We start from the raw sequence: 23,460 nt of genomic DNA on the forward strand, positions 1-23,460 counted from the left end.
CTCGCGGCTTTTTGCCCGCTCACGCTGCAACGGAGATGCTTGTGTTCGCCAACCTGCTGATCATTCTGGCCTCATCCCTGGTGGTGATTGCGCTGTTTCGCCGGCTGCAACTGCCACCCGTGTTGGGCTACCTGTGCGTGGGCCTTGCCGTGGGGCCCACGGCCCTCGACTGGGTGAATGACAGCGAAGAGCTGCCCGACCTCGCCGAACTGGGCGTGGTGTTCCTGCTGTTTTCCCTGGGCCTGGAGTTTTCCCTGACCAAGATGCTCGCCCTGCGCCGCGTGGTGTTTGGCCTGGGCAGCTTGCAGGTGCTGGGTTGCAGCGCGCTGCTGGGGGGCCTGTTGATGGCCTTTGGGGTGGCGCCGGGCATCGCCTTGTTGCTCGGCGCCGGGCTGGCGCTGTCGTCCACAGCGATCGTCAGCAAGGAGCTGACCAGCCTCGGCGAGATCTTCAGCAGCCATGGCCAGAACGCGATTGGCGTGTTGCTGTTCCAGGATGTGGTGGCGGTGTTGCTGCTGACGTTGGTACCGGTGTTCGCCGGCAGCAGCGAGCAGGCCTGGTACTGGGCATTGCCGCTGACGCTGGGCAAAACCGTGGTGTTGTTCGTGGGCCTGTTGCTCGCCAGCCGCTGGTTATTGCCGCGCTTGTTTCATGAAGTCGCCGCCTCGCATTCGGCAGAGCTGTTTGTGCTGCTGGCGCTGGTGATTGTCTTGCTGACGGCCTGGCTCACCCACTTGCTGGGCCTCTCCCCGGCCCTCGGTGCGTTCCTGGCCGGCATGCTGTTGGGAGAAAGCCATTATCGCCATCAGATCGAAGCGGATATCCGCCCGTTTCGGGACATCCTGCTGGGGCTGTTTTTCGTCAGCATCGGCATGCTTATCGACCTGCAGCTGTTCGTCAGCCACAGCCTGTTGATCCTCGGCATGACCCTCGCGCTGATGCTGATCAAGGGGTGTGTGGTGGCCACGTTGGTCAAGCTGCGCGGCAGCGACAGTGAAACCGCCTGGCGCAGCGGCCTGGCCCTGGCCCAGGGCGGTGAGTTCTGCTTTGCGCTGATGGCGCAGATGCAGCAGAGCCGGCTGATCCCCGATGAATTCAACGGTTTGCTGCTGGCTGCCACGTTCTGTTCGATGCTGTTGACGCCACTGCTGTTGCGCGCCGCGCCAGCGATTGCCCTGCGCCTGCATCGTAAGCCCAACCAACAGGTACAACTTGAAGAAATTACCGCCCTCAACGCCCAATTACGCGGGCATGCCGTCATCTGCGGCTATGGCCGGGTCGGGCAATCCATCGGGCGCTTTCTGCGCAATGAGCAACAGGCGTTTATCGCCCTGGATGACGACCCGGAGCGGGTACAGGAAGCCGCCACCGAAGACAGCAGCGTGCATTACGGCGATTGTCGACGTGGCGCATTGCTCAGTGCAGTGGGCCTGGAACGCGCGCGCCTAATGGTAATTGCCGTGGACAACAGCGATGTCACCCTGGCGGTGCTGAAGGAAGCGCGCCACATCAACCCCGACGTGCCTATCCTGGTGCGCACCCGCGATGACAGCCAGTTAGCCGAATTGAAAGCCGCGGGCGCCAGCGAAGTGGTGCCCGAGTTGCTGGAGTCGAGCCTGATGCTCGCCTCCCACGCCCTGATCCTGCTGGGCCTGCCGGACCAACAGGTGCAAGCGCGGGTCGATGAAGTACGGCATAACCGCTATCGCCTGCTGCACGGTTTTTACACGCACCCGAGCACCGACCAAGAGGCGCCGATCAATCCTGACTGACCGCGCCGATCTTGTGGATCGACAGGTCTGCGCCGTAATACTCCTCTTCCTGGCTCAGGCGCAGCCCGTACACGCGCTTGATCACCCCATACACCAGCAGACCGCCGCCGAACGCGACCGCCACGCCAAGCCCCGTACCGATTAACTGGCTGATCAGGCTTACGCCGCCCAAGCCACCCAACGCCGTCTGGCCAAAGATGCCGCACGCAATCCCGCCCCATACGCCGCACAGGCCATGCAGCGGCCATACGCCCAGCACGTCGTCGATCTTCCAGCGGTCCTGGGCGGCGATAAAGCACCACACAAACAGCCCGCCCGCGACCACGCCCGTGACCAGCGCACCCACCGGATGCATCAGGTCAGAACCGGCGCAGATCGCCACCAGACCGGCCAACGGACCGTTATGCAGGAAGCCGGGGTCATTGCGGCCGATCACCAGGGCGGCAACGGTGCCACCGACCATGGCCATCAGCGAGTTGACCGCCACCAGCCCGCTGACGCCGTTCAGGGTTTGCGCGCTCATCACGTTGAAGCCGAACCAGCCGACGATCAAAATCCACGAGCCCAGGGCCAGGAACGGAATACTCGATGGCGCGAATGCCACCAGGCGCCCTTCGCGGTAGCGCCCATTACGCGGCCCCAGCAACAGCACCGCCGCCAGCGCCAGCCAACCGCCCATGGCATGCACGACCACGGAGCCGGCAAAGTCATGGAAGCTGGCGCCAAACGTCGCGAGCAGCCAGGCCTGCAAACCGAAATTGCCGTTCCACACCATGCCTTCGAAAAACGGGTAGATAAACGCCACGATCAACGCGGTGGCGCACAACTGCGGAGCGAACTTTGCACGCTCCGCAATACCGCCGGAGATGATCGCCGGGATCGCTGCCGCAAACGTCAGCAGGAAGAAGAACTTCACCAGGCCATAGCCATGATCGGCGCTGATCACGGCCGCCGGTTGCAGGAAGCTCACACCGTAGGAGATCCAATAGCCTATAAAGAAATAGGCCAGGGTCGAGATGGCGAAGTCACTGAGGATCTTCGACAGCGCATTGACCTGGTTTTTCTGGCGCACGGTGCCGACTTCGAGGAACGCGAAGCCGGCGTGCATGGCCAGGACCATGACCGCACCGATCAGGATAAACAGGGTGTTGGAGCTGTGGACCAAGGTGTCCACCGCACTTTGCAAATTTTCCATGGAGGTTGGCAGGCCTGCGTTAAAGGCAAAAAGCACCAAAGCGGTTCAAGCCAGGGTTGCGCGCACTAAATTGGCACCACCGGTACCGCCCCTCTTCAGAGGGCGTGAACCGCTTTAGCGCAGCGTTCAACACAACAGGCCGTTGCCGACAGGGTTTTTCCGCGAGTTTCAGTTATTTAGGGTAAGGTTTTTCGAGACCTGAGCCCCGACCGCCCGGATTCAGCGCAAGCCCCGGGGCGTGCGCACCAAGGCAAAGCAAAAGCTGTACCAGACAATTGCACTGAACCTTCACCGATGCCGGTGACTCGAAACCACACGTACCGATCAGCCAATCACGGAGATAACCATGGCCAGAAGAACTGCAAAGACTGCTCAAGAAATATTGATGGCGGATTTTCAAACCCTGGTGACTGACACCGAAAGGTTGCTGGACGACACCAAGGTGCTTGCGGGCGACCAGGCCGATGAGCTGCGTGCCAAGATTCATGACACGCTGTTGCAGGCCCGCGAAACCCTCAAGCAAACCGAAGACTCCCTGCGCGAACGCGGCCAGGCGGCGGTCACCGCGACCGAAGATTACGTGCAGGCCAACCCTTGGCAGTCGGTAGGCATTGCCGCCGGCGTGGGCTTTCTGATCGGCCTGCTGGCCACAAGGCGCTAATCATGTCTATCGGCGAAACTGGCTCGTCCACTGGTACTACCTCACGACGCCTGGGCGCGGCCGTTCTTGGCTTGCTGCACAGCCACGTCGAACTGTTTGGCATCGAATTGCAGGAACAGAAGGCCCGCACCGTCAGCCTGCTGCTGTTTGCCGGCCTCGCGCTGGTGTTTGCTCTGTTGTTGCTGGTGGGATTGTCGACATTGGTGATGATCCTGGTGTGGGACACGGGCTACCGCCTGACCGGCATCATTTGCCTCTGTGTGTTCTATTCCCTGGCCGCCGCCTTTTGCGGGGTGCGCTTGAAAGCGGCAGTGTTCGATGAGTCCACGCCGTTCCACGCCACTCTCGAAGAGCTGGCCAACGATCGGGAGCGCCTGTTGCCATGAGCTCGAATGAAATCCAGCAAACCTCCCGCCGGGAAATGCGCAAGGCGTTGATCCGCCTGCGCATGGAGATGCACCGCCAGGAGATTCGCCACGAGTCCCAGCAATTGATGGTGCCACTGAACAAGGTGCGCAACATGGGCCAGAGCTTCCAGGGCGGCCTGGGCATCAAGCACGCGCCGCTGTGGGGCGTGGCCGCTGTAACGCTGATCGGTTTCTTCACCGGTAAGGGCGCCAAGGGCGGCGGTATCAGCAGTGTGACGCGCCTGGTTCGGCTCGGTGCCGGATTAATCCCGCTGATCAAACTGGCCATGCAAGGCAATTCACGCAAAGGTTGAGCCTGCTGGCTGCATTCTTGCTAACAGAATCGGCCCGGTCCTCGTTTTCGAGGTCCGGGTCTTTTTTCGCCACCTCTCTTAAGGAGGCTCCGTGATCGACGGGCAACCGCTCGCCTGCTTCCAGCCGTTTATCGACACCGCCACCGGCCGCATTGCCGGCGTCGAAGCCTTGGGGCGTCTACGCCAGGCTGACGGTCGTTTGCAGTCCGTGGGGCCGCTGTTCGCCGACCCGCGCACGCCAGGCGCGACCTTACGCCGCCTCGACCGGCAGATCCGCGACGATGCCTTGAGCCGTTTGCATGAAGCCCCCGAAGACTGGTTCCTCAGCCTGAACATCTCACCGCGCTGGATCAACCGCCTGCGCCCCGGCCAGGCGCTGCCGAGCCTCAAACAGATCCACAGCCATGGCGTCGATCCCCGGCGCATCGTGTTCGAGATCACCGAACTGGGCGGTAACATCCAGCGCCTGGCCGAGGTGGTCGTGCGCTATCGCGAGGCCGGCGCCCGCATCGCCATCGATGACTTTGGCGCTGGCTATTCCCAGCTCGACCGCGTGCTGGCGTTGCAGCCGGATATTCTCAAGCTGGACATGCGCCTGTTCCAGGAAGCCGCCAAGGGTGGGCCGAGCAGTGAGGTGGTGCGCGCATTGGCGCAGATGGCGGAGAAGACCGGCTGCTGGATCATTGCCGAGGGCGTGGAAACCGAGGCGCAGTTGAGCTTCGCCCTGGAATGCGGTTCGCGCTATGTGCAGGGCTACCTGTTTGCCCAGGCGCAGTTGGACTGGTTCGCCACCGACGCCTTCGTGCCGCGCTTTGCCCAACTGCGTGCGACGTACGTGCAGCAGAAATTGGCGGAACGCGGGCGCATCATGCAATTGCGCCAGCAATTGGTTGAACTGATGAAAATCCTGCAGGCCTGGGCCCTGGGCCAGGCGCCGCTGAGCCAGTTGCCGCAATTACCGGACTTCCCCTGGCTGCTGCGCTTTTACCAGTGCGACCGGCATGGCACCCAGTTGACACCCAACTTCGAGTGGCATCAGGACGCCTGGCAAGCCGACAGCCGCTACCTGGGCCACAACTGGTCCTGGCGCCCGTATTTCTATCATCTGCTGGCCGAAGGTTGGGAGGAGCGACGGCTGACCTTGTCCTCGACCTATCGCGACGCCACGACCAACCAGTATTGCCTCACCGCCGGACAATTCTTCGATAACGGTCAGCGCTTGCTGTTAATCGATATCGACGCGGCCGGACTCTAGATTTTCGCTTGCCCCGTCGGGGCTTAACCGGGAAGCTGGGAGGGTCATTCACCGTACGGAGAGTACCCGCCTTGGATTGGCCCACCCTGCTTACCCGCGAACGCCTTGGAAAACCCCTGCACAGCCCGGAAGAACTCGGCCGCAGCCCGTTTCACAAAGACCATGACCGCATTATCTTCTCGGGCGCGTTTCGTCGGCTGGGGCGCAAGACCCAAGTGCACCCGGTGTCCAGCAACGACCATATCCACACACGCCTGACCCATTCCCTGGAAGTCAGCTGCGTAGGCCGCTCCCTCGGCATGCGCGTGGGCGAAACCTTGCGCAGCGCCCTGCCCGACTGGTGCGACCCGAGCGACCTGGGCATGGTGGTGCAATCGGCCTGCCTGGCCCATGACATCGGTAACCCGCCATTCGGGCACTCCGGCGAAGATGCTATCCGCCACTGGTTCCAGCAGGCGGCCGGACGCGGCTGGCTGGACGACATGAGCGCCGCCGAGCGTGGCGATTTCCTTAATTTCGAAGGCAACGCCCAAGGCTTCCGGGTACTGACCCAACTTGAATATCATCAGTTCGACGGCGGTACGCGGCTGACCTACGCGACCTTGGGCACGTACCTCAAGTACCCCTGGACCGCCCGCCACGCCGACTCCCTGGGCTACAAGAAACACAAATTCGGCTGCTACCAGAGCGAGCTGCCGATCCTCGAACAGATCGCCCACAAACTCGGCCTGCCGCAACTCGAAGAACAACGCTGGGCTCGCCACCCCCTGGTCTACCTGATGGAGGCGGCGGACGACATCTGCTACGCCTTGATCGACCTGGAAGACGGCCTGGAAATGGACCTGCTGGAGTACGCCGAAGTCGAGTCATTGCTGCTCGACCTGGTGGGCGATGACCTGCCGCAGACCTATCGGCAACTGGGCTCCCAGGATTCACGCCGACGCAAGCTGGCGATCCTGCGCGGCAAGGCCATCGAGCATTTGACCAACGCCGCGGCGCGCGCCTTCGTCGAGCAACAGGATGCCTTGTTGGCCGGCACCCTGCCCGGCGACCTGGTGGAGCATATGCACGGTCCCGCCAAACGTTGCGTGCTGGATGCCAAGGACATGGCGCGCAAGAAAATCTTCCAGGACAAGCGCAAGACCCTGCACGAGATCGGCGCCTACACCACTCTGGAAATCCTGTTGAACGCCTTTTGCGGCGCGGCACTGGAACAGCATGGCGGGCGCACGCCATCGTTCAAGAACCGGCGCATTCTCGACCTGCTGGGTAACAACGCGCCGGACCCGGCGTGGCCGTTGCACAAGTCGTTCCTGCGGATGATCGACTTCATCGCCGGCATGACCGACAGCTATGCCACTGAAATGGCACGGGAGATGACCGGGCGCTCCAGCCCTCAATAACCAGCCGGGTCACGCCGCCTGTTCACTGAACAGAATCTGCCTACGACGGGAACAGAGCGGCCTGATCGAATTCGCACAAACACCCAAAGAATAATCGCGCACGCTCCGGGCAAGTCTGGCGAACAGTTCCTACGTGCCCCCCATCGATGCTTAACTCACCGTGTGCCTTCTATGCCCAGTTACCCCCTTCGAATCCTGTTGGTGGAGGACCATCCCTTTCAACTGCTCGCGACGCAATGCCTGCTCAGAAGTTTCGGCTTCGAACAACTGACCCCGGCCGAAAACGCCGAGCAGGCAATCCGAGTGATGACCCAGGCCGAAGCGCCTTTCGACATCATCCTGTGTGACCAGTGCCTACCCGACCTGCCTGGACTTGAATTGATTGAAATTGCCAGTCGCCAATGCTTTATCAAGGCCGCCATCTTGCTTAGCGGACTTCCCGAGACAGAACTGTCCGTGTTGCAAACCCAAGCCCTCAACCGTGGCCTGCCATTGCTCGGTTACTTGCTGAAGCCGTTGAATAAAGATGAGCTTGCCCATTTGACCGATACATTACTCACGTTATGAATGTAGGACTTTAAACAAATTCACCCGTCGAAAAAATCGCGCATAAGCACCGCAAGTCCCCTGCCATGCCGATCCAGACCGTTTCCCTGCGAAACCCTAACCTCTCGACTTACAGCGCCTGATGGATGGGTAGGTCATTACCTTTTTTAACGTAGGAAGTTTCCTGTTTTATACCTGTTGCCACTCAGGTTCATGCTTACCCCTCGACTTCTGAGCTAATGTGCCCGCTTTATTTGCACTTGCATGGAATATGATCATGAACACAGTTTTTATTATTGATGACCATCCCGTTATAAGACTTGCCATACGAATGTTGTTGGAGCACGAAGAAAACTTCAAAGTAGTCGGCGAAACGGATAACGGCTGCGATGCCATACAAATGGTCCGCGAATGCATGCCGGACCTGATCATCCTGGACATCAGCATTCCAAAACTCGACGGACTGGAAGTGCTGTGTCGATTCAACGCCATGAACGCCTCGATGAAAACCCTGGTTCTGACCGCTCAATCCCCCACCCTGTTTGCCACTCGCTGCATGCGCTCCGGGGCCGATGGCTACGTGTGCAAGGAAGGTGACCTGAGTGAGTTGATGAGCGCCATCCGCGCCGTGCTGTCCGGGTACAACTATTTCCCCAGCCAGGCCTTGAACACCAACGACGAGAGCGGCAAGGAACTTGAACTGTTCAAGGCCGTTAACGATCGGGAGTTGATGGTACTGCAACTTTTTGCACAAGGCCGTACCAACAAGGAAATAGCGAAAGGCATGTTCCTGAGCAACAAAACAGTAAGCACCTATAAAAAGAGGCTGATGCAAAAACTTCAAGCCAAGTCCTTGGTAGAACTTATCGAGATGGCAAAACGAAACGCGCTAGTGTGAGAAATCGGATGCCCAGGCGTATAAAGGACTATTTGATTATATTGAGTGCCGGTTTGTGCTTCAGCACCGCTGTGCCTGCAGCCCCTTCAGCGAACGCGGAACATTTCAGCCTATTGAGTCGCGCAAGTTCCGTACAGTTGGAACCCCACCTGAGCAAGACCCAACGCCAATGGCTCCAGAACAAACGCGAACTGGTGCTGGGTACGGCGTTCCCTGACTACCCGCCCTTTGACCTCACCTCCAGCGGACGCGACTATGAAGGACTCACCGCCGATTACGCCGGCTTGCTGGCAATGGCGCTGGCCTTGCCGGTAAAGGTGTTGCGCTACCCCTCACGAGAGGCCGCCATTCGTGCCCTTGAAGCGGGGGATATCGACTTACTGGGTTCCTCCAACAGCTTTGAAGCGGCAATTCCCAACCTGACCCTGTCGAAACCGTACGCCGTGGATCGGCCGGTACTGGTGACTCGTGAAGGCGAAACCCGCAGCCTGAATGATGGGCTGGCCGGCATGCGGCTGGCATTGGTCTATCACTATCTGCCACTGCACGAGGTGGAAAAGCTGTACCCCAAGGCAATCATCCGTGCCTACCCCTCTTATCAAAACGCCTTGAATGCAGTGGCATTTGACCAGGCTGACGTTTTTCTCGGCGATACCATTTCCACCCACTACATGATCAACAAGGGTTACCTGAAGAACATTCGCATGGCGAACTTCGGCAAACATGAAGCCTATGGATTCAGCTTTGCAATGCCCCAGGACCAGCGAATGCTGTTGAGCATCGTCGACGCCGTACTGATGGCCGTCCCCACCACCGAACGGGAAGCGATCGCCAAACGCTGGAGTGCCGGCAGCGATATCCTGCTGACCGACCAAAAGCTGCAACTGTCCTTTCGCGAAGAACGTTGGCTGCGAGAAAACCCGGTGGTCAATGTGATCGTGAACCCCACTTTCGCGCCGCTGACGTTCTTCGACGCCGATGGCAATTTTCGCGGCATTACAGCCGACCTGCTGGAACTGATTCGCCTGCGCACCGGGCTGCGCTTCGAGATCCAGCGCGGGCGTGATGTAAACACGATGATCGAGCAGGTGGAGGCCGGCAAGGCGGACCTCATCGGAGCAATCATCCCCAGCGTGGAGCGGGAAGCCCAACTGAACTTCAGTCGGCCATACCTGGAAAACTCCTATGTGATGTTGACACGCAAGGACGGCCAGGCCCCAGCAAGCCTGGAGGAAATGGAAGGCAAGCGCCTGGCGGTCACCCAAGGCAGCCCACTGAAGAAATTCCTGCGCGAACACTTTCCGAAGATCCAACTGGTAGAGACCGGTGACACGTTCAAGTCCGCCGAATTGCTGATACAAGGCAATGTGGAAGGCGCGGTGAATACCCTGGTGGTCGCCAATTACTTCCTGTCTTCGCAAATGTTCCAGGACAAGATTCAAATCAGCTCCAGCATTGGCACGATGCCGGCCACCTTCGGGCTGGCGACATCCCGCAGCGCCACCGAACTCAGCTCGATTCTCGACAAGGCCTTACTCAGCATCGACCCCGATGAACTGGGGGTGATCAACAGTCGCTGGCGCGGCTATAGCGCCGCATCCGACAGCTACTGGCGTGACTACCACCAGTTGATTGCGCGCATCATCATCGGCACGGGGCTGCTGCTGTTGATTTCCCTGAGCTGGAACGCCTACATGCGCCGCCAGATCAAACACCGAAAAATGGCCGAGCGCGCCCTCAATGATCAGTTCGAGTTCATGCGCGCGCTGGTCAATGAAACCCCGCATCCGATCTACGTCCGTGATAACAAGGGGCTGCTGCAGACCTGCAATGACAGCTACCTGCAGGTTTTCGACGTCAAACGTGAGGACGTGATAGGCAGAAGCGCGGTCCAGATAAGCACTGCCCTTGCAGCAGAAGCGGCGCAATACCATGCCGACTATCAGCGGGTGGTGGCCGAAGGCAAGCCGCTGATCCTGGACCGCACCCTGCATATTCGCGGAAAAAAACTCACGATCTACCACTGGATCCTGCCGTACCGCGACTCCGTCGGCGAAGTTCAGGGCATCATCGGTGGCTGGATCGACATCAGTGAGCGACGCCAGCTGTTCGACGAACTGCGCACCGCCAAGGAGCGGGCCGACGAAGCCAATCGGGCCAAGAGTACGTTCCTCGCCACCATGAGCCACGAAATCCGCACGCCAATGAACGCGGTGATCGGCATGCTGGAGTTGACCCTGAAGCGTGCGGACCAGGGCCACCTCGATCGCCCTGCCATCGAAGTCGCCTACAACTCGGCCAAGGACCTGCTGGAGCTGATCGGCGACATCCTGGATATTGCGCGTATTGAATCCGGCCGCCTCAGCCTGGCACCGGAACGCGTCAACCTGAGGGAGGTGATCGAGTCGGTGGTGCGTGTCTTCGACGGCCTGGCACGCCAGAAGACCCTGAGCCTGTTGCTGGAGTTCACCTCCGATCTCGAACACACCGAAGTCCTGATCGACCCGTTGCGCTTCAAGCAAGTGCTGTCCAACCTCGTCAGCAATGCCATCAAATTCACCGAACGTGGCGAGGTAAAAATCAAGGTTGACGTATCAGCCACCGAACTGGCGCAGCAGGTCGAGATGAAACTGGTGGTGGAGGACACCGGCATCGGTATCAGCCGGGAGGACCAGATGCGTCTGTTCGAACCCTTTGCCCAGGCGGACAACTCAGGACAGTTGGCCAGGAGCGGTGCCGGCCTTGGACTGGTGATCTGCCGCAGCCTGTGCGCAATGATGGGCGGGCAACTGAGCCTGAGCAGCGTGCCCATGGTGGGCACCCAGGTGCATGTGAACCTGAAGATGAATCGCCTGCAGGCGGTGCAGGTGGTGGACGAACTCAAGCCCGCCGCAACTGCGGACGTGCCAGTGCTCAATGTGCTGGTCGTGGACGATCATCCGGCGAATCGCCTGTTGATGTGTCAGCAGTTGGGTTACCTGGGCCACCTGTTCACCGCAGCCCAGAACGGCGCCGCCGGTTTCCAGGCCTGGCGCCAGGAGCACTTCGACCTGGTAATCGCCGATTGCAACATGCCGATCATGAATGGCTACGAGTTGAGCCGTTCGATCCGCGAATACGAGCAGCGCGAACAACTGACGCCTTGTGTGGTATTGGGTTTTACCGCCAATGCCCAACCCGAAGAGAAGCAACGCTGTGCACAGGCAGGCATGGATGACTGCCTGTTCAAACCCATCAACCTCACGGCGCTGGAGCGGCAACTGGCAAAGATCAGTCCCCACCCCAAAGGCCTGGTCATGGACATCGGCAATTTCGAGGCCCTTACCGGTGGCGACACACATATGAGCCGTCTACTGCTCCAGGAACTGCTGCGCAGCAGTCGCCAGGATCGCCAGGAGTTGGTCGCGCTGATAACGGCTCAGGCCGGCACCGAGGACATCATCGAACAGGCTCACAAGATCAAGGGTGCTGCTCGCATCGTTCAGGCCAGTGCGCTGGCCTCGCAGTGCGAAGCCCTCGAACAGGCCTGTGCCAGAGGCGATGATCGGCCTCGGATCGAAGCGAGTGTGAAGTCCCTGGAAAAGCTGATGCTGGAGCTGGAGAGGATTCTGCAAGTGCGGCTTCACGCGCTGGATAGCCAGCAAGGGGCGGGACGCGCCCCTGTTTGATCAACAGTCGGTCAAGCGCAGGAAAATCGCTGCAAGTTGTTCGATACCCGCCTGATCCTGAGGGGTAAAGCGGGCTGGCAACGGGCTGTCGAGGTCAAGGACACCCAGCAATTTACCGTCCTTGACCAGTGGCACCACCAGTTCGCTGTTGGATGCGCTGTCACAAGCGATATGCCCGGGGAACGCATGCACATCTTCTACTCGCTGGGTTTGCCGCGAGGCCGCCGCCGTACCGCACACGCCACGGCCAAACGGAATACGCACACAAGCGATCTGCCCCTGGAACGGACCCAGCACGAGTTCTTCATTGCGGTTGAGGTAAAAACCGGCCCAGTTCAGATCCTCAAGTTGGCTGAACAGGAAAGCCGAGAACTGGGCACTGTTGGCGATGAAATCACGTTCATCGGCCAGCAGTGACTCCAACTGGGCGCACAGCATGGCATAGCCACCGAGGCCGGTGCCGGCTTGCTTTAAATCGATCATGGTTGACGCTCCAGCAATTTGAGACCCACCCAGTAACGGGCGAATTGATACGCGCAACGGCCGTTACGGTTGCCGCGCCCGGTGGCCCAACGCACGGCGAGAATGTCGAGGGCTTCATCGCGATGCCACTGCAAACCCGCCTTGTTCGCCAGCTCACCGATCCAGTGCTCGACCACGTCGAGGAAATGCTCCTGGGTGAAGGGATAGAACGACAGCCACAAGCCAAAACGGTCAGACAGGGCAATCTTGTCTTCCACCGCCTCGCTGGGGTGCAACTCGCCATCCACCCGTTTCCAGTTATCGTTGTCGCTCTGGTTTTCCGGTACCAGGTGGCGGCGGTTGGACGTGGCATACAGCAGCACGTTTTCAGGGGCCTGTTCCAGGGAGCCGTCCAGCACGCTCTTGAGCACACGGTAGTCGCCTTCGCCCGCTTCGAACGAAAGGTCGTCGCAGAACAGGATGAAACGTTGCGGCAACTTGAGCAGTTGCTCAACCACACGCGGCAGATCGGCCAAGTGGTCACGCTCGATTTCGATCAGGCGCAAACCGGCCTGGGCGTGCTGGGCGAGCAAAGCGCGCACCATGGACGATTTACCTGTACCCCGCGACCCCCACAGCAACGCATGGTTGGCAGGCAGGCCATCGAGAAACTGCTGGGTGTTGCGCGCCAGTGTTTCACGTTGCTTATCCACGCCGATCAGGTCGGACAGGCGCATGTCCAGGCTCACGTCCAGCGGCAACAGGAAGCCACTGCGGCCCTCACGCTGCCAACGGGCGGCCAGGCACTGGTTCCAGTCGATGGCTTGGCGTGGCGCGGGCAATAGCGGCTCCAGGCGAGCAAGCACTGCATCGGCTCGTTCTAGAAAGGCACTCAATCGAGAATCCACGATTATTCCTCTGGCAAGTTCTTGCAAAAGATGGCGTATTGGCAACCCTGCGACAGACCGCTTGGGGCTGCGTGAAAAACGATTCATACCGGGCAAGCCTGAGCCTGTGGATGTTCAGCTATGCTTGCCGGGCGAAGGGAAACGTGAAGTGGTTCAACACTCGATGGATATCAAGTTCGCCCACCGCTTGTCTTATAAACAAGCCAGATTGACTGTGCTGGTCGGTTTCGTCTTGGGAACCTTACTCAGCCTGATCCAAATCGGCATTGATTATGCCAGCGAAGACGCATCCATCAACCGTGAAATACGTTCGCTGATCGAAATCAGCCATAACCCCGCGTCACGTATCGCCTACAACATCGATGCCGAACTGGCCCAGGAACTGACCCTGGGCCTGCTGCACTCCCCCGCCATCATTCGCGCGCAGTTGATCGACAACAACGGTGTGGTGCTGGCCGATGTCGACCGGCCACGCAAGGAAAGCACGTACCGGCCTATCAGTGACTTCATGTTTGGCGCCAACCGCCAGTTCGAAGACCAACTGTTCCTGAGCCACATGCCCAACGAGTCACTTGGCGTACTGCGCCTGGACGTCGATACCTACGCCTTCGGTAGCCGGTTCCTGCGCCGCGCCGAGATAACCCTGCTCAACGGGTTCGCCCGCAGCCTGCTGCTGACCGGGATTTTGCTGGGCCTGTTCTACGTGATGCTGACCCAACCACTGGTGCGCATTATTCGCGAGCTGAGCACACGCAAGCAGGTACGCCTGGACTGTCCGCCAGGGCATGAGCACGATGAAATCGGCGTATTGGTGACCGTCGCCAACCAGCAATTCGAAAACATGGAAACCGAGATCCAGCAGCGTCGCCACGCCGAAGACCGGTTGACTGAATACCTGGGGCAACTGGAACACATCGTTTCCGCGCGCACCCTTGAGCTCAAGGCCAGCAACCAGCGACTGACCCAGTCCAACGATGAACTGGAAGCAGCGAAGATAAATGCCTTGGGCATGGCCCAGGCACGGGCGGCCTTCCTGGCGAACATGAGCCACGAAATCCGCACCCCGCTCAATGGCCTGCTGGGCATGATCGCACTGTCGCTGGACAGCCCGTTGAACGCCGAGCAGCGCCAGCAACTGTCTATCGCCCATGATTCCGGCAAAGTGCTGGTGGAATTGCTCAACGATATTCTCGACCTGTCCAAGTTCGACGCGGGCCAGTTGGAGCTGGAGCGCATCCCCTTCGACCTGGGCGCGTTGGTGGAAGACACCGCCAACCTGTTGTCGCAGAACGCCGCACCGAGCGTGGAACTGAGCTGCCTGATCGACCCGCAGTTCCCGGCCCAGGTACTGGGTGATCCGACCCGTGTGCGGCAGATTGTCAGTAACCTACTCTCCAACGCCTTGAAGTTCACACGCTTTGGTCGTGTGGATGTGCGCCTGCGCACCCACGACGGCGGGGTGCGCATTGAAGTCTGCGACACCGGCATCGGCATTGCGCAGGAGGCCCAAGTGAGAATTTTCCAACCGTTCACCCAGGCCGGCGCCGGTATCACTCGCCAGTTTGGCGGGACGGGCCTGGGCCTGGCGCTGACGCACAACCTGTGCGAAGCAATGAAGGGGCGCTTGAGTATCAGCTCGGAAGTCGGCTTTGGCAGCCAGTTCTGCGCAGACCTGCCACTGCCCACCCATTTGCCCGCCGTACAGCCGCCGCCCCTCAAGGGCGAGGTCATTGCCATCACCAACGTCGGCGGCGGCCTGACAGAGCTGCTCATGACCCTGCTGCCCAGCTGGGGACTGGCCCCGCGTTGTTTCACCATGGATGACGATTTGAGCGGGTACACGCCTGACCTGCTGATTACCGACTGCCCGGAATGCCTGTTCCGCATACGGCCGGGGATTACCGCGCCCATCCTGCTGGTGACCGCCTATGGCAATTTCATGCCCAGCGAAGAAGTGGCGGCACTGGCGCCGTTGCACCAGCAAGCGCGCCCGTTGAGCCGCAACGCGCTGTACCAGATCCTGCAACGCAACTTGCGCACCGACGCGCACCTGGTGCTTGACCCCGTCCAACTGGATGCCGCGCCGCTCGCACATCGGGCGCGCATCCTGCTGGTGGAGGACAATCCCGTCAACCAACTGGTGGCCAAGGGCATGCTCAGCAAGCTGGGCTGCGAAGTGATCGTGGCCGCCCACGGTGGCGAAGCCCTCAAGTTTCTTGAAGAACAACGCTTCGATATGGTGCTGATGGACTGCAATATGCCGGTGATGGATGGCTATGAGGCCAGCCGGCAGATTCGTCGCAGCGGGCGCTGGCCGGACCTGCCGATTGTCGCGTTGACCGCCAACGCCCTGTCCGAAGAACGCGAGCGCTGCCGTGCGGCGGGGATGAATGACTATCTGGCCAAGCCGTTCCGCCGCGAAGAACTCAATGCGCTGCTGGACCTGTGGGTGCCTGGGACGACAAGTCTTTGAGCTGCGCAAGCAACTGGTCGAGGCCATCGCGCAAGGCATCGGCCTGATTCAGATCGATGCCGCGATCACACAACAAGCGCGTCTTCAGGCCATGGGCCCGGTCCCGCAGTTGCACACCGGCCTCGCTCAGGCTCAGGTGCACTTCACGCTCATCCCTGGCACTGCGCCGACGCGTCACTAACTCAAGCTGCTCAAGGCGCTTGAGCAGCGGCGTCAGCGTGCCCGAGTCGAGCATCAGGCGTTCACCCAGGGCCTTGACCGTCGGCTGTAGCGCAGGCGTGTCGTGCCACTCCCACAACACCAGCATTACCACGTATTGCGGGTAAGTCAGCCCCAACTGATCGAGCATCGGCTTATAGGCGCGGGTGACAGCGCGCGACGCCGCGTAGAGCTTGAAACACAGCTGGTTGTCCAGGGCCAGTGACACGGTAGGCAGGTCGGTCATTTGAGCAAGGCTTCGATCTCTTGGGTCAAGTCCTGCGGCTTGGTGGTAGGACCAAAGCGTTTAACCACTTGGCCATCGTGACCGATAAGGAACTTGGTGAAGTTCCACTTGATGCCCTTGGACCCCAGCAGGCCCGGCGCCTGTTTTTTCAGTTGCACGAACAGTGGATGGGCATCGCTGCCATTGACGTCGATCTTTTTGAACAACGGAAAGCTGACACCGAAATTCAGCTCGCAGAATTGGGAAATCGCCCCCTCGTCGCCGGGCTCTTGCTTGCCGAACTGATTGCAGGGAAAGCCCAGCACCACCAGGCCCTGGTCCTTGTACTGCTGCCAGAGTTGCTCCAGGCCCTTGTATTGCGGGGTGAAGCCGCATTTGCTGGCGGTGTTGACCACCAGCACGGCCTTGCCGGCGAAATCGGCCAAGGTCTTTTGCTCACCCTTGATGGTGGTGCAAGGGATGCTCAGCAGGTTGTTGCTCATGGCAGTGCCTCGATAAAGGGGGAAGAAGGTGAAACATAGTAGGCAATTCAATTGTGTGCAATTTAATTGATCGGACTGATGGCATCCCATCAACACTCTGTAGGAGCGAGCTTGCTCGCGAAAAACTCAAGGACACCGCGCTGAACCAGAATGCACGTGTAATCGTTGACGACTTTCGCGAGCAAGCTCGCTCCTACAAGGGCCCGCCGTCAGTCGAGTTAACGAGGAACAAGGTCCAGGCACACCGAGTTGATGCAGTAGCGCAGGCCAGTGGGCGGCGGGCCGTCCGGGAACACGTGGCCCAGGTGCGCATCGCACTTGGCGCAGGTGACTTCGGTGCGAATCATGCCGTGGCTGACGTCACGGATCTCAATCATTGCGCTGTCGGCGATCGGCGCGTAGAAGCTTGGCCAGCCACAGCCGGAATCAAATTTGGTGGTCGAATCGAACAGCGGCTCATTGCAGCAGATGCAGTGATACACGCCCTCGGTCTTGGTCTCATTGTACTTACCGCTGAAAGGCCGCTCGGTGCCCTTGAGGCGGCACACGTTGTACTGCTCTGGATCGAGCATTGCCTTCCATTCTTCAACGCTTTTCTGCAACTTTTCCATCGGTACACCTCGGCAACTTAAAAAGCCTGATCTGTGTCTTTTCCATGGATCAGGCGGCACGTATGATTGCGCCTCTTCAAAACGCCAGTCTGGCACCCGCGCTATCGGCATTCAAACGTATTTATGGGTGCGGGCCTCGCAGGATTCACAGTACGGTAGTGCCCACGCCGTCTGGATCGTTCATTTTCAGGATCACATCGCCATGCAGGTCAGCAAATCGAACAAGCTCGCCAACGTCTGCTACGACATTCGCGGCCCGGTGCTCAAGCACGCCAAACGCCTGGAAGAGGAAGGCCATCGCATCCTCAAGCTGAACATTGGCAACCCGGCGCCCTTTGGTTTCGAAGCGCCGGACGAAATCCTCCAGGATGTGATCCGCAACCTGCCCACCGCCCAGGGCTACAGCGACTCCAAGGGTCTGTTCAGCGCGCGCAAAGCGGTGATGCAGTACTACCAGCAGAAGCAGGTCGAAGGTGTCGGCATCGAAGACATCTACCTGGGCAATGGTGTGTCCGAGTTGATCGTGATGTCCATGCAGGCCCTGCTCAACAACGGCGACGAAGTGCTGGTGCCGGCGCCGGACTACCCACTGTGGACCGCCGCCGTGACCCTGGCCGGCGGCCATCCGGTGCACTACCTGTGTGACGAAGGTGCCGACTGGTTCCCCGACCTGGCCGACATCAAGGCCAAGATCACACCGAACACCAAGGCCCTGGTGATCATCAACCCAAACAACCCCACTGGCGCCGTGTATTCCAAGGAAGTGCTGCTGGGCATGCTCGAGCTGGCACGTCAGCACAACCTGGTGGTGTTCTCGGATGAGATCTACGACAAGATCCTCTATGACGATGCAGTCCATATCTGCACCGGGTCCCTGGCGCCCGACCTGCTGTGCCTGACCTTCAACGGCCTGTCCAAGTCCTACCGCGTGGCGGGCTTCCGCTCCGGCTGGATCGCCATTTCCGGCCCCAAGCACAACGCCCAGAGCTACATCGAAGGCATCGACATGCTGGCCAACATGCGCCTGTGTGCCAACGTGCCAAGCCAACATGCGATCCAGACCGCCCTCGGCGGCTACCAGAGCATCAATGACCTGGTCCTGCCCCAGGGCCGCCTGCTGGAACAGCGCAACCGTACCTGGGAGCTGCTCAATGCAATCCCGGGCGTGAGCTGCGTGAAGCCCATGGGCGCGTTGTACGCCTTCCCACGGATTGACCCGAAAGTCTGCCCGATCCTCAATGACGAGAAGTTCGTGCTCGACCTGCTGCTGTCGGAAAAGCTGCTGGTGGTCCAGGGCACGGCGTTCAACTGGCCGTGGCCGGATCACTTTCGCGTGGTGACCTTGCCGCGCGTGGATGACCTGGACATGGCCATTGGCCGTATCGGCAACTTCCTCAAGTCCTATCGCCAGTAACAGCCATGGTGCTGTACGACCGACATTCGGTCGTACAGCGATTATCTGGCAACACTTCTCTGACTATCCACTTTCCCCGCACTGCACTTGCGTTTCTACACCCACAAGCCCCTGTGGTTACGGGGCCGCAAGGCAAAAAGTGGCTTTTAACGGATGACATTCATCATCGGAAAATCCCTTCAAGGCTCTACATTCAAGCTGTAGGACACAGTTTGAAATAGTCGCTCGGTTGAATCACCCCAAGCCGCACCTTATATACCCCGCAGTACGCGACATATTAAGCATGAGGAGAATTCTACAACCATGATGCGCATCCTGCTGTTCTTGGCCACCAACCTGGCGGTCGTGCTGATTGCCAGCATCACCCTGAGCCTTTTCGGCTTCAACGGGTTCATGGCGGCCAACGGGGTTGATCTGAACCTCAATCAGCTGCTGATTTTCTGTGCGGTCTTTGGTTTTGCCGGTTCGCTGTTCTCGCTGTTCATCTCCAAGTGGATGGCGAAGATGAGCACCAGCACCCAGATCATCACTCAACCACGCACTCGCCATGAACAATGGCTGATGCAAACCGTGGAGCAGTTGTCTCAAGAAGCAGGTATTAAAATGCCCGAAGTCGGGATTTTCCCTGCTTACGAGGCCAATGCCTTTGCAACGGGCTGGAACAAGAACGACGCCCTCGTAGCGGTCAGCCAGGGACTGCTCGAACGTTTTTCACCCGATGAAGTGAAGGCGGTGCTCGCCCACGAAATTGGCCACGTAGCCAACGGCGACATGATCACCCTCGCGCTGGTGCAGGGCGTGGTTAACACCTTCGTGATGTTCTTTGCACGGATCATCGGCAACTTTGTCGACAAGGTGATCTTCAAGAACGAAGGCGGCCGTGGTATCGCCTACTTTGTAGCGACCATCTTTGCCGAAGTGGTACTGGGCTTCCTGGCCAGCGCGATTGTGATGTGGTTCTCGCGCAAACGAGAGTTCCGCGCAGACGAAGCCGGCGCACGCTTGGCAGGCACCAGCGCAATGATCAGTGCGCTGCAGCGCTTGCGCTCCGAACAGGGCCTGCCGGTGCATATGCCCGACAGCCTGACCGCCTTTGGCATCAACGGTGGCGTCAAGCAGGGCCTGGCTCGCATGTTCATGAGCCACCCGCCGCTGGAAGAGCGTATCGACGCACTGCGTCGTCGGGGCTGATACCCGGCAATGCAAAAGGGGCGATTGGATCGCCCCTTTTTTTGTGCCCGGATTTTATATCTTGGTGAGCCGATAAACGCACTCTTCCAGGCGCGTGACACCGTCCTGCACGAACTTCCAACTCTCACCCAGAATATCCTGAGTGTCGAGCACCTCCAGGTGCCACTGGACCCCCAGCAACACCTTCACCTCATCATCCGTCACCGCAAAGGGCGGGCCGGCTTTTTGCGTCTGGTCGTAGTCCAGGGTGATCAACAGCCCCTGGCAGCCTGGCCGCAACAGGCTGTTCAACTGCTCGGCGTACTGCGCACGCATCAGCGGCGGCAAGGCGATCAGGGCGGCACGGTCGTAAAGTGCAGTGCAATCAGCCAGTATCCCAGCGTCCAAGGCGAAAAAATCGCCGCACCATACTTCGATCAAATCAGCCTGGTACACCTTGAACACACCGTGCCGAGTGATTCGCGGCGTCAGGTTCTGCTCGTTGAAAAAGGCTTCAACCGCCTGCTCCGACAGTTCAACACCGAGTACGTGATAGCCGTTGCTGGCCAGCCACATCAGGTCCAGGCTTTTGCCACACAGCGGCACCAGTACCTTCGCACCCTGGGCAAGGGTCAGCGAAGGCCAGTACCGCAGCAGGTAAGGATTGACCTCGGGCAAGTGAAAGCCGATCTGATTGCGCGCCCAGCGTTCCTGCCAAAATGTGGGCTCCATGGAATCACCTCCGAAAATTCGATCAAAAAGCGCTAAAACTTATATTAGATTTAGATCAATGATCTGATTAAAGATGGGCCCATGTTAAACCTCAGGACCTTCCTTATGTTGCCCAGCCTGTTTATCTCCCACGGATCGCCCATGCTTGCCCTGCAACCCGGCGCCAGCGGCCCTGCCCTGCAGCGCCTGGCCGCTGAACTGCCACGGCCGAAGGCAATTGTGGTGGTGTCGGCGCACTGGGAAAGCCAGGAACTGCTGGTCAGCGGCAGCGCCGCGCCCGAGACCTGGCACGACTTCGGCGGTTTCCCCCGCGAGCTGTTCGCCGTGCAGTACCCGGCGCCGGGCGACCCGCAATTGGCCAACCAAATCGTCAGCCTGCTTCATGCCGACGGCTTGAATGCGCGAATCGATGAGCGCCGCCCGTTTGACCATGGCACCTGGGTACCGCTCTCGCTGATGTACCCGGCAGCGGACATTCCAGTGGTGCAAGTCTCCTTGCCCAGTCGCATGGGCCCTGCCCTGCAAACCCGCGTCGGGCACGCCTTGGCCAGCTTGCGCGAACAGGGCGTACTGTTGATCGGCTCCGGCAGCATCACCCATAACCTGGGCGAGCTGAACTGGCAGGCCGGACCTGAGAGTATCGAGCCTTGGGCACGCGACTTCCGTGACTGGATGGTGGGCACACTCGCCGCCAATGACGAGGCGGCCTTACATGATTACCGTCGCCAGGCGCCACACGCCGTGCGCAGCCATCCCAGCGATGAACATTTGTTGCCGCTGTACTTTGCGCGCGGCGCAGGGGGTGACTTCAGCGTTGCACACCAGGGGTTCACCCTGGGCGCGCTGGGTATGGACATCTACCGCTTCGGTTAACACCGGACAAAAAAAATCCCCGAACCAGTCGGGGATTTTTTATGTGCGATCAATCAGCCCAAGGGCGGATCAATCTTCGCGGTAGCGACGCAGCTTCAATTGCTTGCCGGCAACGCGGGTGTCTTTCAGCTTAGCCAGCAGTTTTTCCAGACCGTCTTCCGGCAGCTCCACCAGGGAGAAGCTGTCACGGACCTGGATGCGACCGATGGCTTCACGTGCCAGGCCACCCTCGTTGAGGATAGCGCCCAGCAGGTTCTTGGCAGCGATACCATCACGCGCACCCAGCGCGGTACGGCAACGAGCACGGCCTTCAGCCAATGGAACCGGAGCGCGACGCTCACGATCACCACGGTCCGGACGGTCGCCGGTACGCTCTGGACGATCACCGCGTGGCGCGTTGTTCGGCACCAGTGGGCGCTCTTTCTCGATCGCTGCCAGGGTCAGGGCCTGACCATTGGTAGCCTTGCGCAGCAGGGCGGCAGCCAGGGCACGTGGGGTGCAACCGATATCGGCGGTCAGGCGGTCCAGCAGGTCGCCGTGGGTCGATTCAGCGTCAGCCACCAGCGGCGACAAGCTGTTGGTCAGTTTCTTGATGCGGGCATCGAGAACGGCCTGGGCATCCGGCAGACGGACTTCAGCCACTTTCTGACCGGTTACACGCTCGATCACTTGCAGCATGCGGCGCTCACGTGGAGTCACCAGCAGCAGTGCACGACCTTCGCGACCGGCACGGCCAGTACGGCCGATACGGTGAACGTAGGATTCTGGATCGTAAGGCATGTCAACGTTGAACACGTGAGTGATACGCGGAACGTCGAGACCACGGGCCGCTACGTCGGTCGCCACAACGATGTCCAGACGGCCATCCTTGAGGGAGTCGATCACGCGTTCACGTTGGTTCTGGGCGATGTCACCGTTCAGCGCAGCGGCTTTGTAGCCTTTGGCTTCGAGGGCGCTGGCCAGGTCCAGGGTCGCTTGCTTGGTACGCACGAACATGATCAGGGCGTCGAAGTCTTCGACTTCCAGCAGGCTCAATACAGCCGAGGTCTTCTGGTCAGCGTGAACCAACAGGTGAGCCTGTTCGATCGCGGTAACGGTCTGAGTCTTGGTCTGGATCTTCACGTGTTGCGGATCGCGCAGGTGGCGTTCGGCAATGGCACGGATCGACTGTGGCAGGGTGGCCGAGAACAGTACGGTCTGACGGGTCGGTGGCAGCGCCTTGAAGATGACTTCCAAGTCATCCATGAAGCCCAGCTTCAACATTTCGTCGGCTTCGTCCAGAACCAGGTGGTTCACGGTCGACAGGACTTTCTCGTCGCGACGCAGGTGGTCGCACAGACGGCCCGGGGTGGCAACAACGATCTGAGCGCCATTACGGATGGCTTTCAGTTGCGGGCCCATCGGTGCGCCGCCGTAAACGGCAACAACGGTAACGCCTGGCATTTGCTTGGCGTAGGTTTCAAAAGCGGTTGCTACTTGCAGCGCCAACTCACGAGTTGGCGCCAGGATCAGGGCTTGCGGTTCGCGCTTGGCAGGATCGATGCAGTGCAGGATAGGCAGGGCGAACGCGGCGGTTTTACCGGTACCGGTTTGCGCTTGGCCAATCATGTCCTGGCCGGCCATGATGATCGGGATCGATTGCTGCTGAATCGCCGAAGGTTCTTCGTAGCCGGTCGCGATGACGGCAGCGAGAATGTTCGGGTTAAGATTAAAAGCGGCGAAGCCGCCGGTTTCCTGGGTCATGGGTCTGCCTCTAAGTGCATCCGCAAAG

Annotated in this window: 21 protein-coding genes; 13 read left to right on the forward strand and 8 right to left on the reverse strand. The window is 59.8% G+C overall.

Going from position 1 to position 23,460, the window contains the following annotated elements:
- The first annotated feature begins 35 nt into the window (after positions 1–35).
- Complete coding sequence (locus tag AD670_RS08775) at positions 36–1,772, forward strand: monovalent cation:proton antiporter-2 (CPA2) family protein (RefSeq protein WP_156338161.1); 1,737 nt, start codon at positions 36–38, stop codon at positions 1,770–1,772.
- Here AD670_RS08775 and AD670_RS08780 read toward each other — a convergent pair.
- On the reverse strand, positions 1,759–2,967 hold the full coding sequence (locus tag AD670_RS08780; protein WP_053130751.1) for an ammonium transporter: 1,209 nt from the start codon (positions 2,965–2,967) through the stop codon (positions 1,759–1,761). The two genes, AD670_RS08775 and AD670_RS08780, sit on opposite strands and share 14 nt — an antisense overlap.
- Before the next feature lie 346 nt (positions 2,968–3,313).
- Between AD670_RS08780 and AD670_RS08785 the strand changes: the two genes are divergently transcribed.
- From AD670_RS08785 to AD670_RS08820, 8 genes are all read left to right on the forward strand, one after another.
- Positions 3,314–3,628 carry a YqjD family protein gene (locus AD670_RS08785; protein WP_012723021.1) on the forward strand — a complete coding sequence of 105 codons (315 nt, stop codon included), beginning with the start codon at positions 3,314–3,316 and terminating at the stop codon, positions 3,626–3,628.
- A gap of 2 nt (positions 3,629–3,630) precedes the next feature.
- On the forward strand, positions 3,631–4,014 hold the full coding sequence (locus tag AD670_RS08790) for a phage holin family protein (RefSeq protein WP_012723020.1): 384 nt from the start codon (positions 3,631–3,633) through the stop codon (positions 4,012–4,014).
- A complete protein-coding gene (locus AD670_RS08795) occupies positions 4,011–4,349 on the forward strand; it encodes a hypothetical protein (RefSeq protein WP_053130627.1) in 339 nt (112 codons plus the stop codon). Before AD670_RS08790 ends, AD670_RS08795 begins: the two co-directional genes overlap by 4 nt.
- Positions 4,350–4,440: 91 nt before the next feature.
- Positions 4,441–5,604, forward strand: coding sequence for an EAL domain-containing protein (locus tag AD670_RS08800; RefSeq protein ID WP_053130630.1), 1,164 nt, complete (start codon positions 4,441–4,443; stop codon positions 5,602–5,604).
- 71 nt (positions 5,605–5,675) lie between these two features.
- Positions 5,676–7,007, forward strand: a complete 1,332-nt coding sequence (locus tag AD670_RS08805; protein WP_053130631.1) for a deoxyguanosinetriphosphate triphosphohydrolase — start codon at positions 5,676–5,678, stop codon at positions 7,005–7,007.
- Positions 7,008–7,178: 171 nt separating this feature from the next.
- The gene (locus AD670_RS08810) at positions 7,179–7,574 is read left to right on the forward strand and encodes a response regulator (RefSeq protein ID WP_053130634.1); all 396 of its coding nucleotides are present in this window, start codon (positions 7,179–7,181) and stop codon (positions 7,572–7,574) included.
- Between the two features lie 256 nt (positions 7,575–7,830).
- Positions 7,831–8,451, forward strand: coding sequence for a response regulator transcription factor (locus AD670_RS08815; protein WP_053130637.1), 621 nt, complete (start codon positions 7,831–7,833; stop codon positions 8,449–8,451).
- Positions 8,452–8,459: 8 nt separating this feature from the next.
- Positions 8,460–12,119 carry a transporter substrate-binding domain-containing protein gene (locus AD670_RS08820; RefSeq protein ID WP_053130639.1) on the forward strand — a complete coding sequence of 1,220 codons (3,660 nt, stop codon included), beginning with the start codon at positions 8,460–8,462 and terminating at the stop codon, positions 12,117–12,119.
- Here the strand turns inward: AD670_RS08820 and AD670_RS08825 are convergent, their stop codons facing one another.
- The gene (locus tag AD670_RS08825; protein ID WP_053130641.1) at positions 12,120–12,602 is read right to left on the reverse strand and encodes a GAF domain-containing protein; all 483 of its coding nucleotides are present in this window, start codon (positions 12,600–12,602) and stop codon (positions 12,120–12,122) included.
- On the reverse strand, positions 12,599–13,489 hold the full coding sequence (locus tag AD670_RS08830) for an ATP-binding protein (protein ID WP_053130643.1): 891 nt from the start codon (positions 13,487–13,489) through the stop codon (positions 12,599–12,601). Before AD670_RS08830 ends, AD670_RS08825 begins: the two co-directional genes overlap by 4 nt.
- A 163-nt stretch (positions 13,490–13,652) precedes the next feature.
- On the opposite strand from AD670_RS08830, the gene AD670_RS08835 reads away from it, so the two are divergent.
- The gene (locus AD670_RS08835) at positions 13,653–15,962 is read left to right on the forward strand and encodes a response regulator (RefSeq protein WP_053130645.1); all 2,310 of its coding nucleotides are present in this window, start codon (positions 13,653–13,655) and stop codon (positions 15,960–15,962) included.
- On the opposite strand, the gene AD670_RS08840 is transcribed toward AD670_RS08835, so the two are convergent.
- The 3 genes from AD670_RS08840 to msrB all read right to left on the reverse strand — a co-directional run bounded on the left by AD670_RS08840 (position 15,916) and on the right by msrB (position 17,500).
- Positions 15,916–16,407 (reverse strand): MarR family winged helix-turn-helix transcriptional regulator, encoded by a 492-nt coding sequence (locus tag AD670_RS08840; protein ID WP_053130647.1) that lies wholly within the window; start codon positions 16,405–16,407, stop codon positions 15,916–15,918. The genes AD670_RS08835 and AD670_RS08840 overlap by 47 nt on opposite strands.
- Positions 16,404–16,889 (reverse strand): glutathione peroxidase, encoded by a 486-nt coding sequence (locus AD670_RS08845; protein WP_053130650.1) that lies wholly within the window; start codon positions 16,887–16,889, stop codon positions 16,404–16,406. Before AD670_RS08845 ends, AD670_RS08840 begins: the two co-directional genes overlap by 4 nt.
- A gap of 218 nt (positions 16,890–17,107) precedes the next feature.
- A complete protein-coding gene (gene msrB, locus AD670_RS08850) occupies positions 17,108–17,500 on the reverse strand; it encodes a peptide-methionine (R)-S-oxide reductase MsrB (RefSeq protein ID WP_053130652.1) in 393 nt (130 codons plus the stop codon).
- A gap of 202 nt (positions 17,501–17,702) precedes the next feature.
- Between msrB and AD670_RS08855 the strand changes: the two genes are divergently transcribed.
- The gene (locus AD670_RS08855; RefSeq protein WP_017136168.1) at positions 17,703–18,914 is read left to right on the forward strand and encodes a pyridoxal phosphate-dependent aminotransferase; all 1,212 of its coding nucleotides are present in this window, start codon (positions 17,703–17,705) and stop codon (positions 18,912–18,914) included.
- Between the two features lie 303 nt (positions 18,915–19,217).
- Positions 19,218–20,105: a protease HtpX gene (htpX, locus tag AD670_RS08860; RefSeq protein WP_027607000.1), complete on the forward strand. Its 888-nt coding sequence runs from the start codon at positions 19,218–19,220 to the stop codon at positions 20,103–20,105.
- A gap of 54 nt (positions 20,106–20,159) precedes the next feature.
- Here the strand turns inward: htpX and AD670_RS08865 are convergent, their stop codons facing one another.
- Positions 20,160–20,816, reverse strand: a complete 657-nt coding sequence (locus AD670_RS08865; RefSeq protein ID WP_053130655.1) for a thiopurine S-methyltransferase — start codon at positions 20,814–20,816, stop codon at positions 20,160–20,162.
- A gap of 105 nt (positions 20,817–20,921) precedes the next feature.
- On the opposite strand from AD670_RS08865, the gene AD670_RS08870 reads away from it, so the two are divergent.
- Positions 20,922–21,689 carry a class III extradiol ring-cleavage dioxygenase gene (locus AD670_RS08870; RefSeq protein WP_053130658.1) on the forward strand — a complete coding sequence of 256 codons (768 nt, stop codon included), beginning with the start codon at positions 20,922–20,924 and terminating at the stop codon, positions 21,687–21,689.
- Between the two features lie 69 nt (positions 21,690–21,758).
- Here the strand turns inward: AD670_RS08870 and AD670_RS08875 are convergent, their stop codons facing one another.
- Entirely contained in the window at positions 21,759–23,432 is a 1,674-nt protein-coding gene (locus tag AD670_RS08875) for a DEAD/DEAH box helicase (protein WP_017136163.1), read from the reverse strand.
- Positions 23,433–23,460 lie beyond the last annotated feature (28 nt).

Source organism: Pseudomonas sp. MIACH (assembly GCF_001269925.1).
Lineage (GTDB): Bacteria > Pseudomonadota > Gammaproteobacteria > Pseudomonadales > Pseudomonadaceae > Aquipseudomonas.

Coding starts and splice junctions, on each gene's coding strand:
- AD670_RS08775 (WP_156338161.1), top strand. CDS start 36: ATGCTTGTGTTCGCCAACCTGCTGATCATTCTGGCCTCATCCCTGGTG.
- AD670_RS08780 (WP_053130751.1), bottom strand. CDS start 2,967: ATGGAAAATTTGCAAAGTGCGGTGGACACCTTGGTCCACAGCTCCAAC.
- AD670_RS08785 (WP_012723021.1), top strand. CDS start 3,314: ATGGCCAGAAGAACTGCAAAGACTGCTCAAGAAATATTGATGGCGGAT.
- AD670_RS08790 (WP_012723020.1), top strand. CDS start 3,631: ATGTCTATCGGCGAAACTGGCTCGTCCACTGGTACTACCTCACGACGC.
- AD670_RS08795 (WP_053130627.1), top strand. CDS start 4,011: ATGAGCTCGAATGAAATCCAGCAAACCTCCCGCCGGGAAATGCGCAAG.
- AD670_RS08810 (WP_053130634.1), top strand. CDS start 7,179: ATGCCCAGTTACCCCCTTCGAATCCTGTTGGTGGAGGACCATCCCTTT.
- AD670_RS08815 (WP_053130637.1), top strand. CDS start 7,831: ATGAACACAGTTTTTATTATTGATGACCATCCCGTTATAAGACTTGCC.
- AD670_RS08820 (WP_053130639.1), top strand. CDS start 8,460: ATGCCCAGGCGTATAAAGGACTATTTGATTATATTGAGTGCCGGTTTG.
- AD670_RS08825 (WP_053130641.1), bottom strand. CDS start 12,602: ATGATCGATTTAAAGCAAGCCGGCACCGGCCTCGGTGGCTATGCCATG.
- AD670_RS08835 (WP_053130645.1), top strand. CDS start 13,653: ATGGATATCAAGTTCGCCCACCGCTTGTCTTATAAACAAGCCAGATTG.
- AD670_RS08840 (WP_053130647.1), bottom strand. CDS start 16,407: ATGACCGACCTGCCTACCGTGTCACTGGCCCTGGACAACCAGCTGTGT.
- AD670_RS08845 (WP_053130650.1), bottom strand. CDS start 16,889: ATGAGCAACAACCTGCTGAGCATCCCTTGCACCACCATCAAGGGTGAG.
- msrB (WP_053130652.1), bottom strand. CDS start 17,500: ATGGAAAAGTTGCAGAAAAGCGTTGAAGAATGGAAGGCAATGCTCGAT.
- AD670_RS08855 (WP_017136168.1), top strand. CDS start 17,703: ATGCAGGTCAGCAAATCGAACAAGCTCGCCAACGTCTGCTACGACATT.
- htpX (WP_027607000.1), top strand. CDS start 19,218: ATGATGCGCATCCTGCTGTTCTTGGCCACCAACCTGGCGGTCGTGCTG.
- AD670_RS08865 (WP_053130655.1), bottom strand. CDS start 20,816: ATGGAGCCCACATTTTGGCAGGAACGCTGGGCGCGCAATCAGATCGGC.
- AD670_RS08870 (WP_053130658.1), top strand. CDS start 20,922: ATGTTGCCCAGCCTGTTTATCTCCCACGGATCGCCCATGCTTGCCCTG.
- AD670_RS08875 (WP_017136163.1), bottom strand. CDS start 23,432: ATGACCCAGGAAACCGGCGGCTTCGCCGCTTTTAATCTTAACCCGAAC.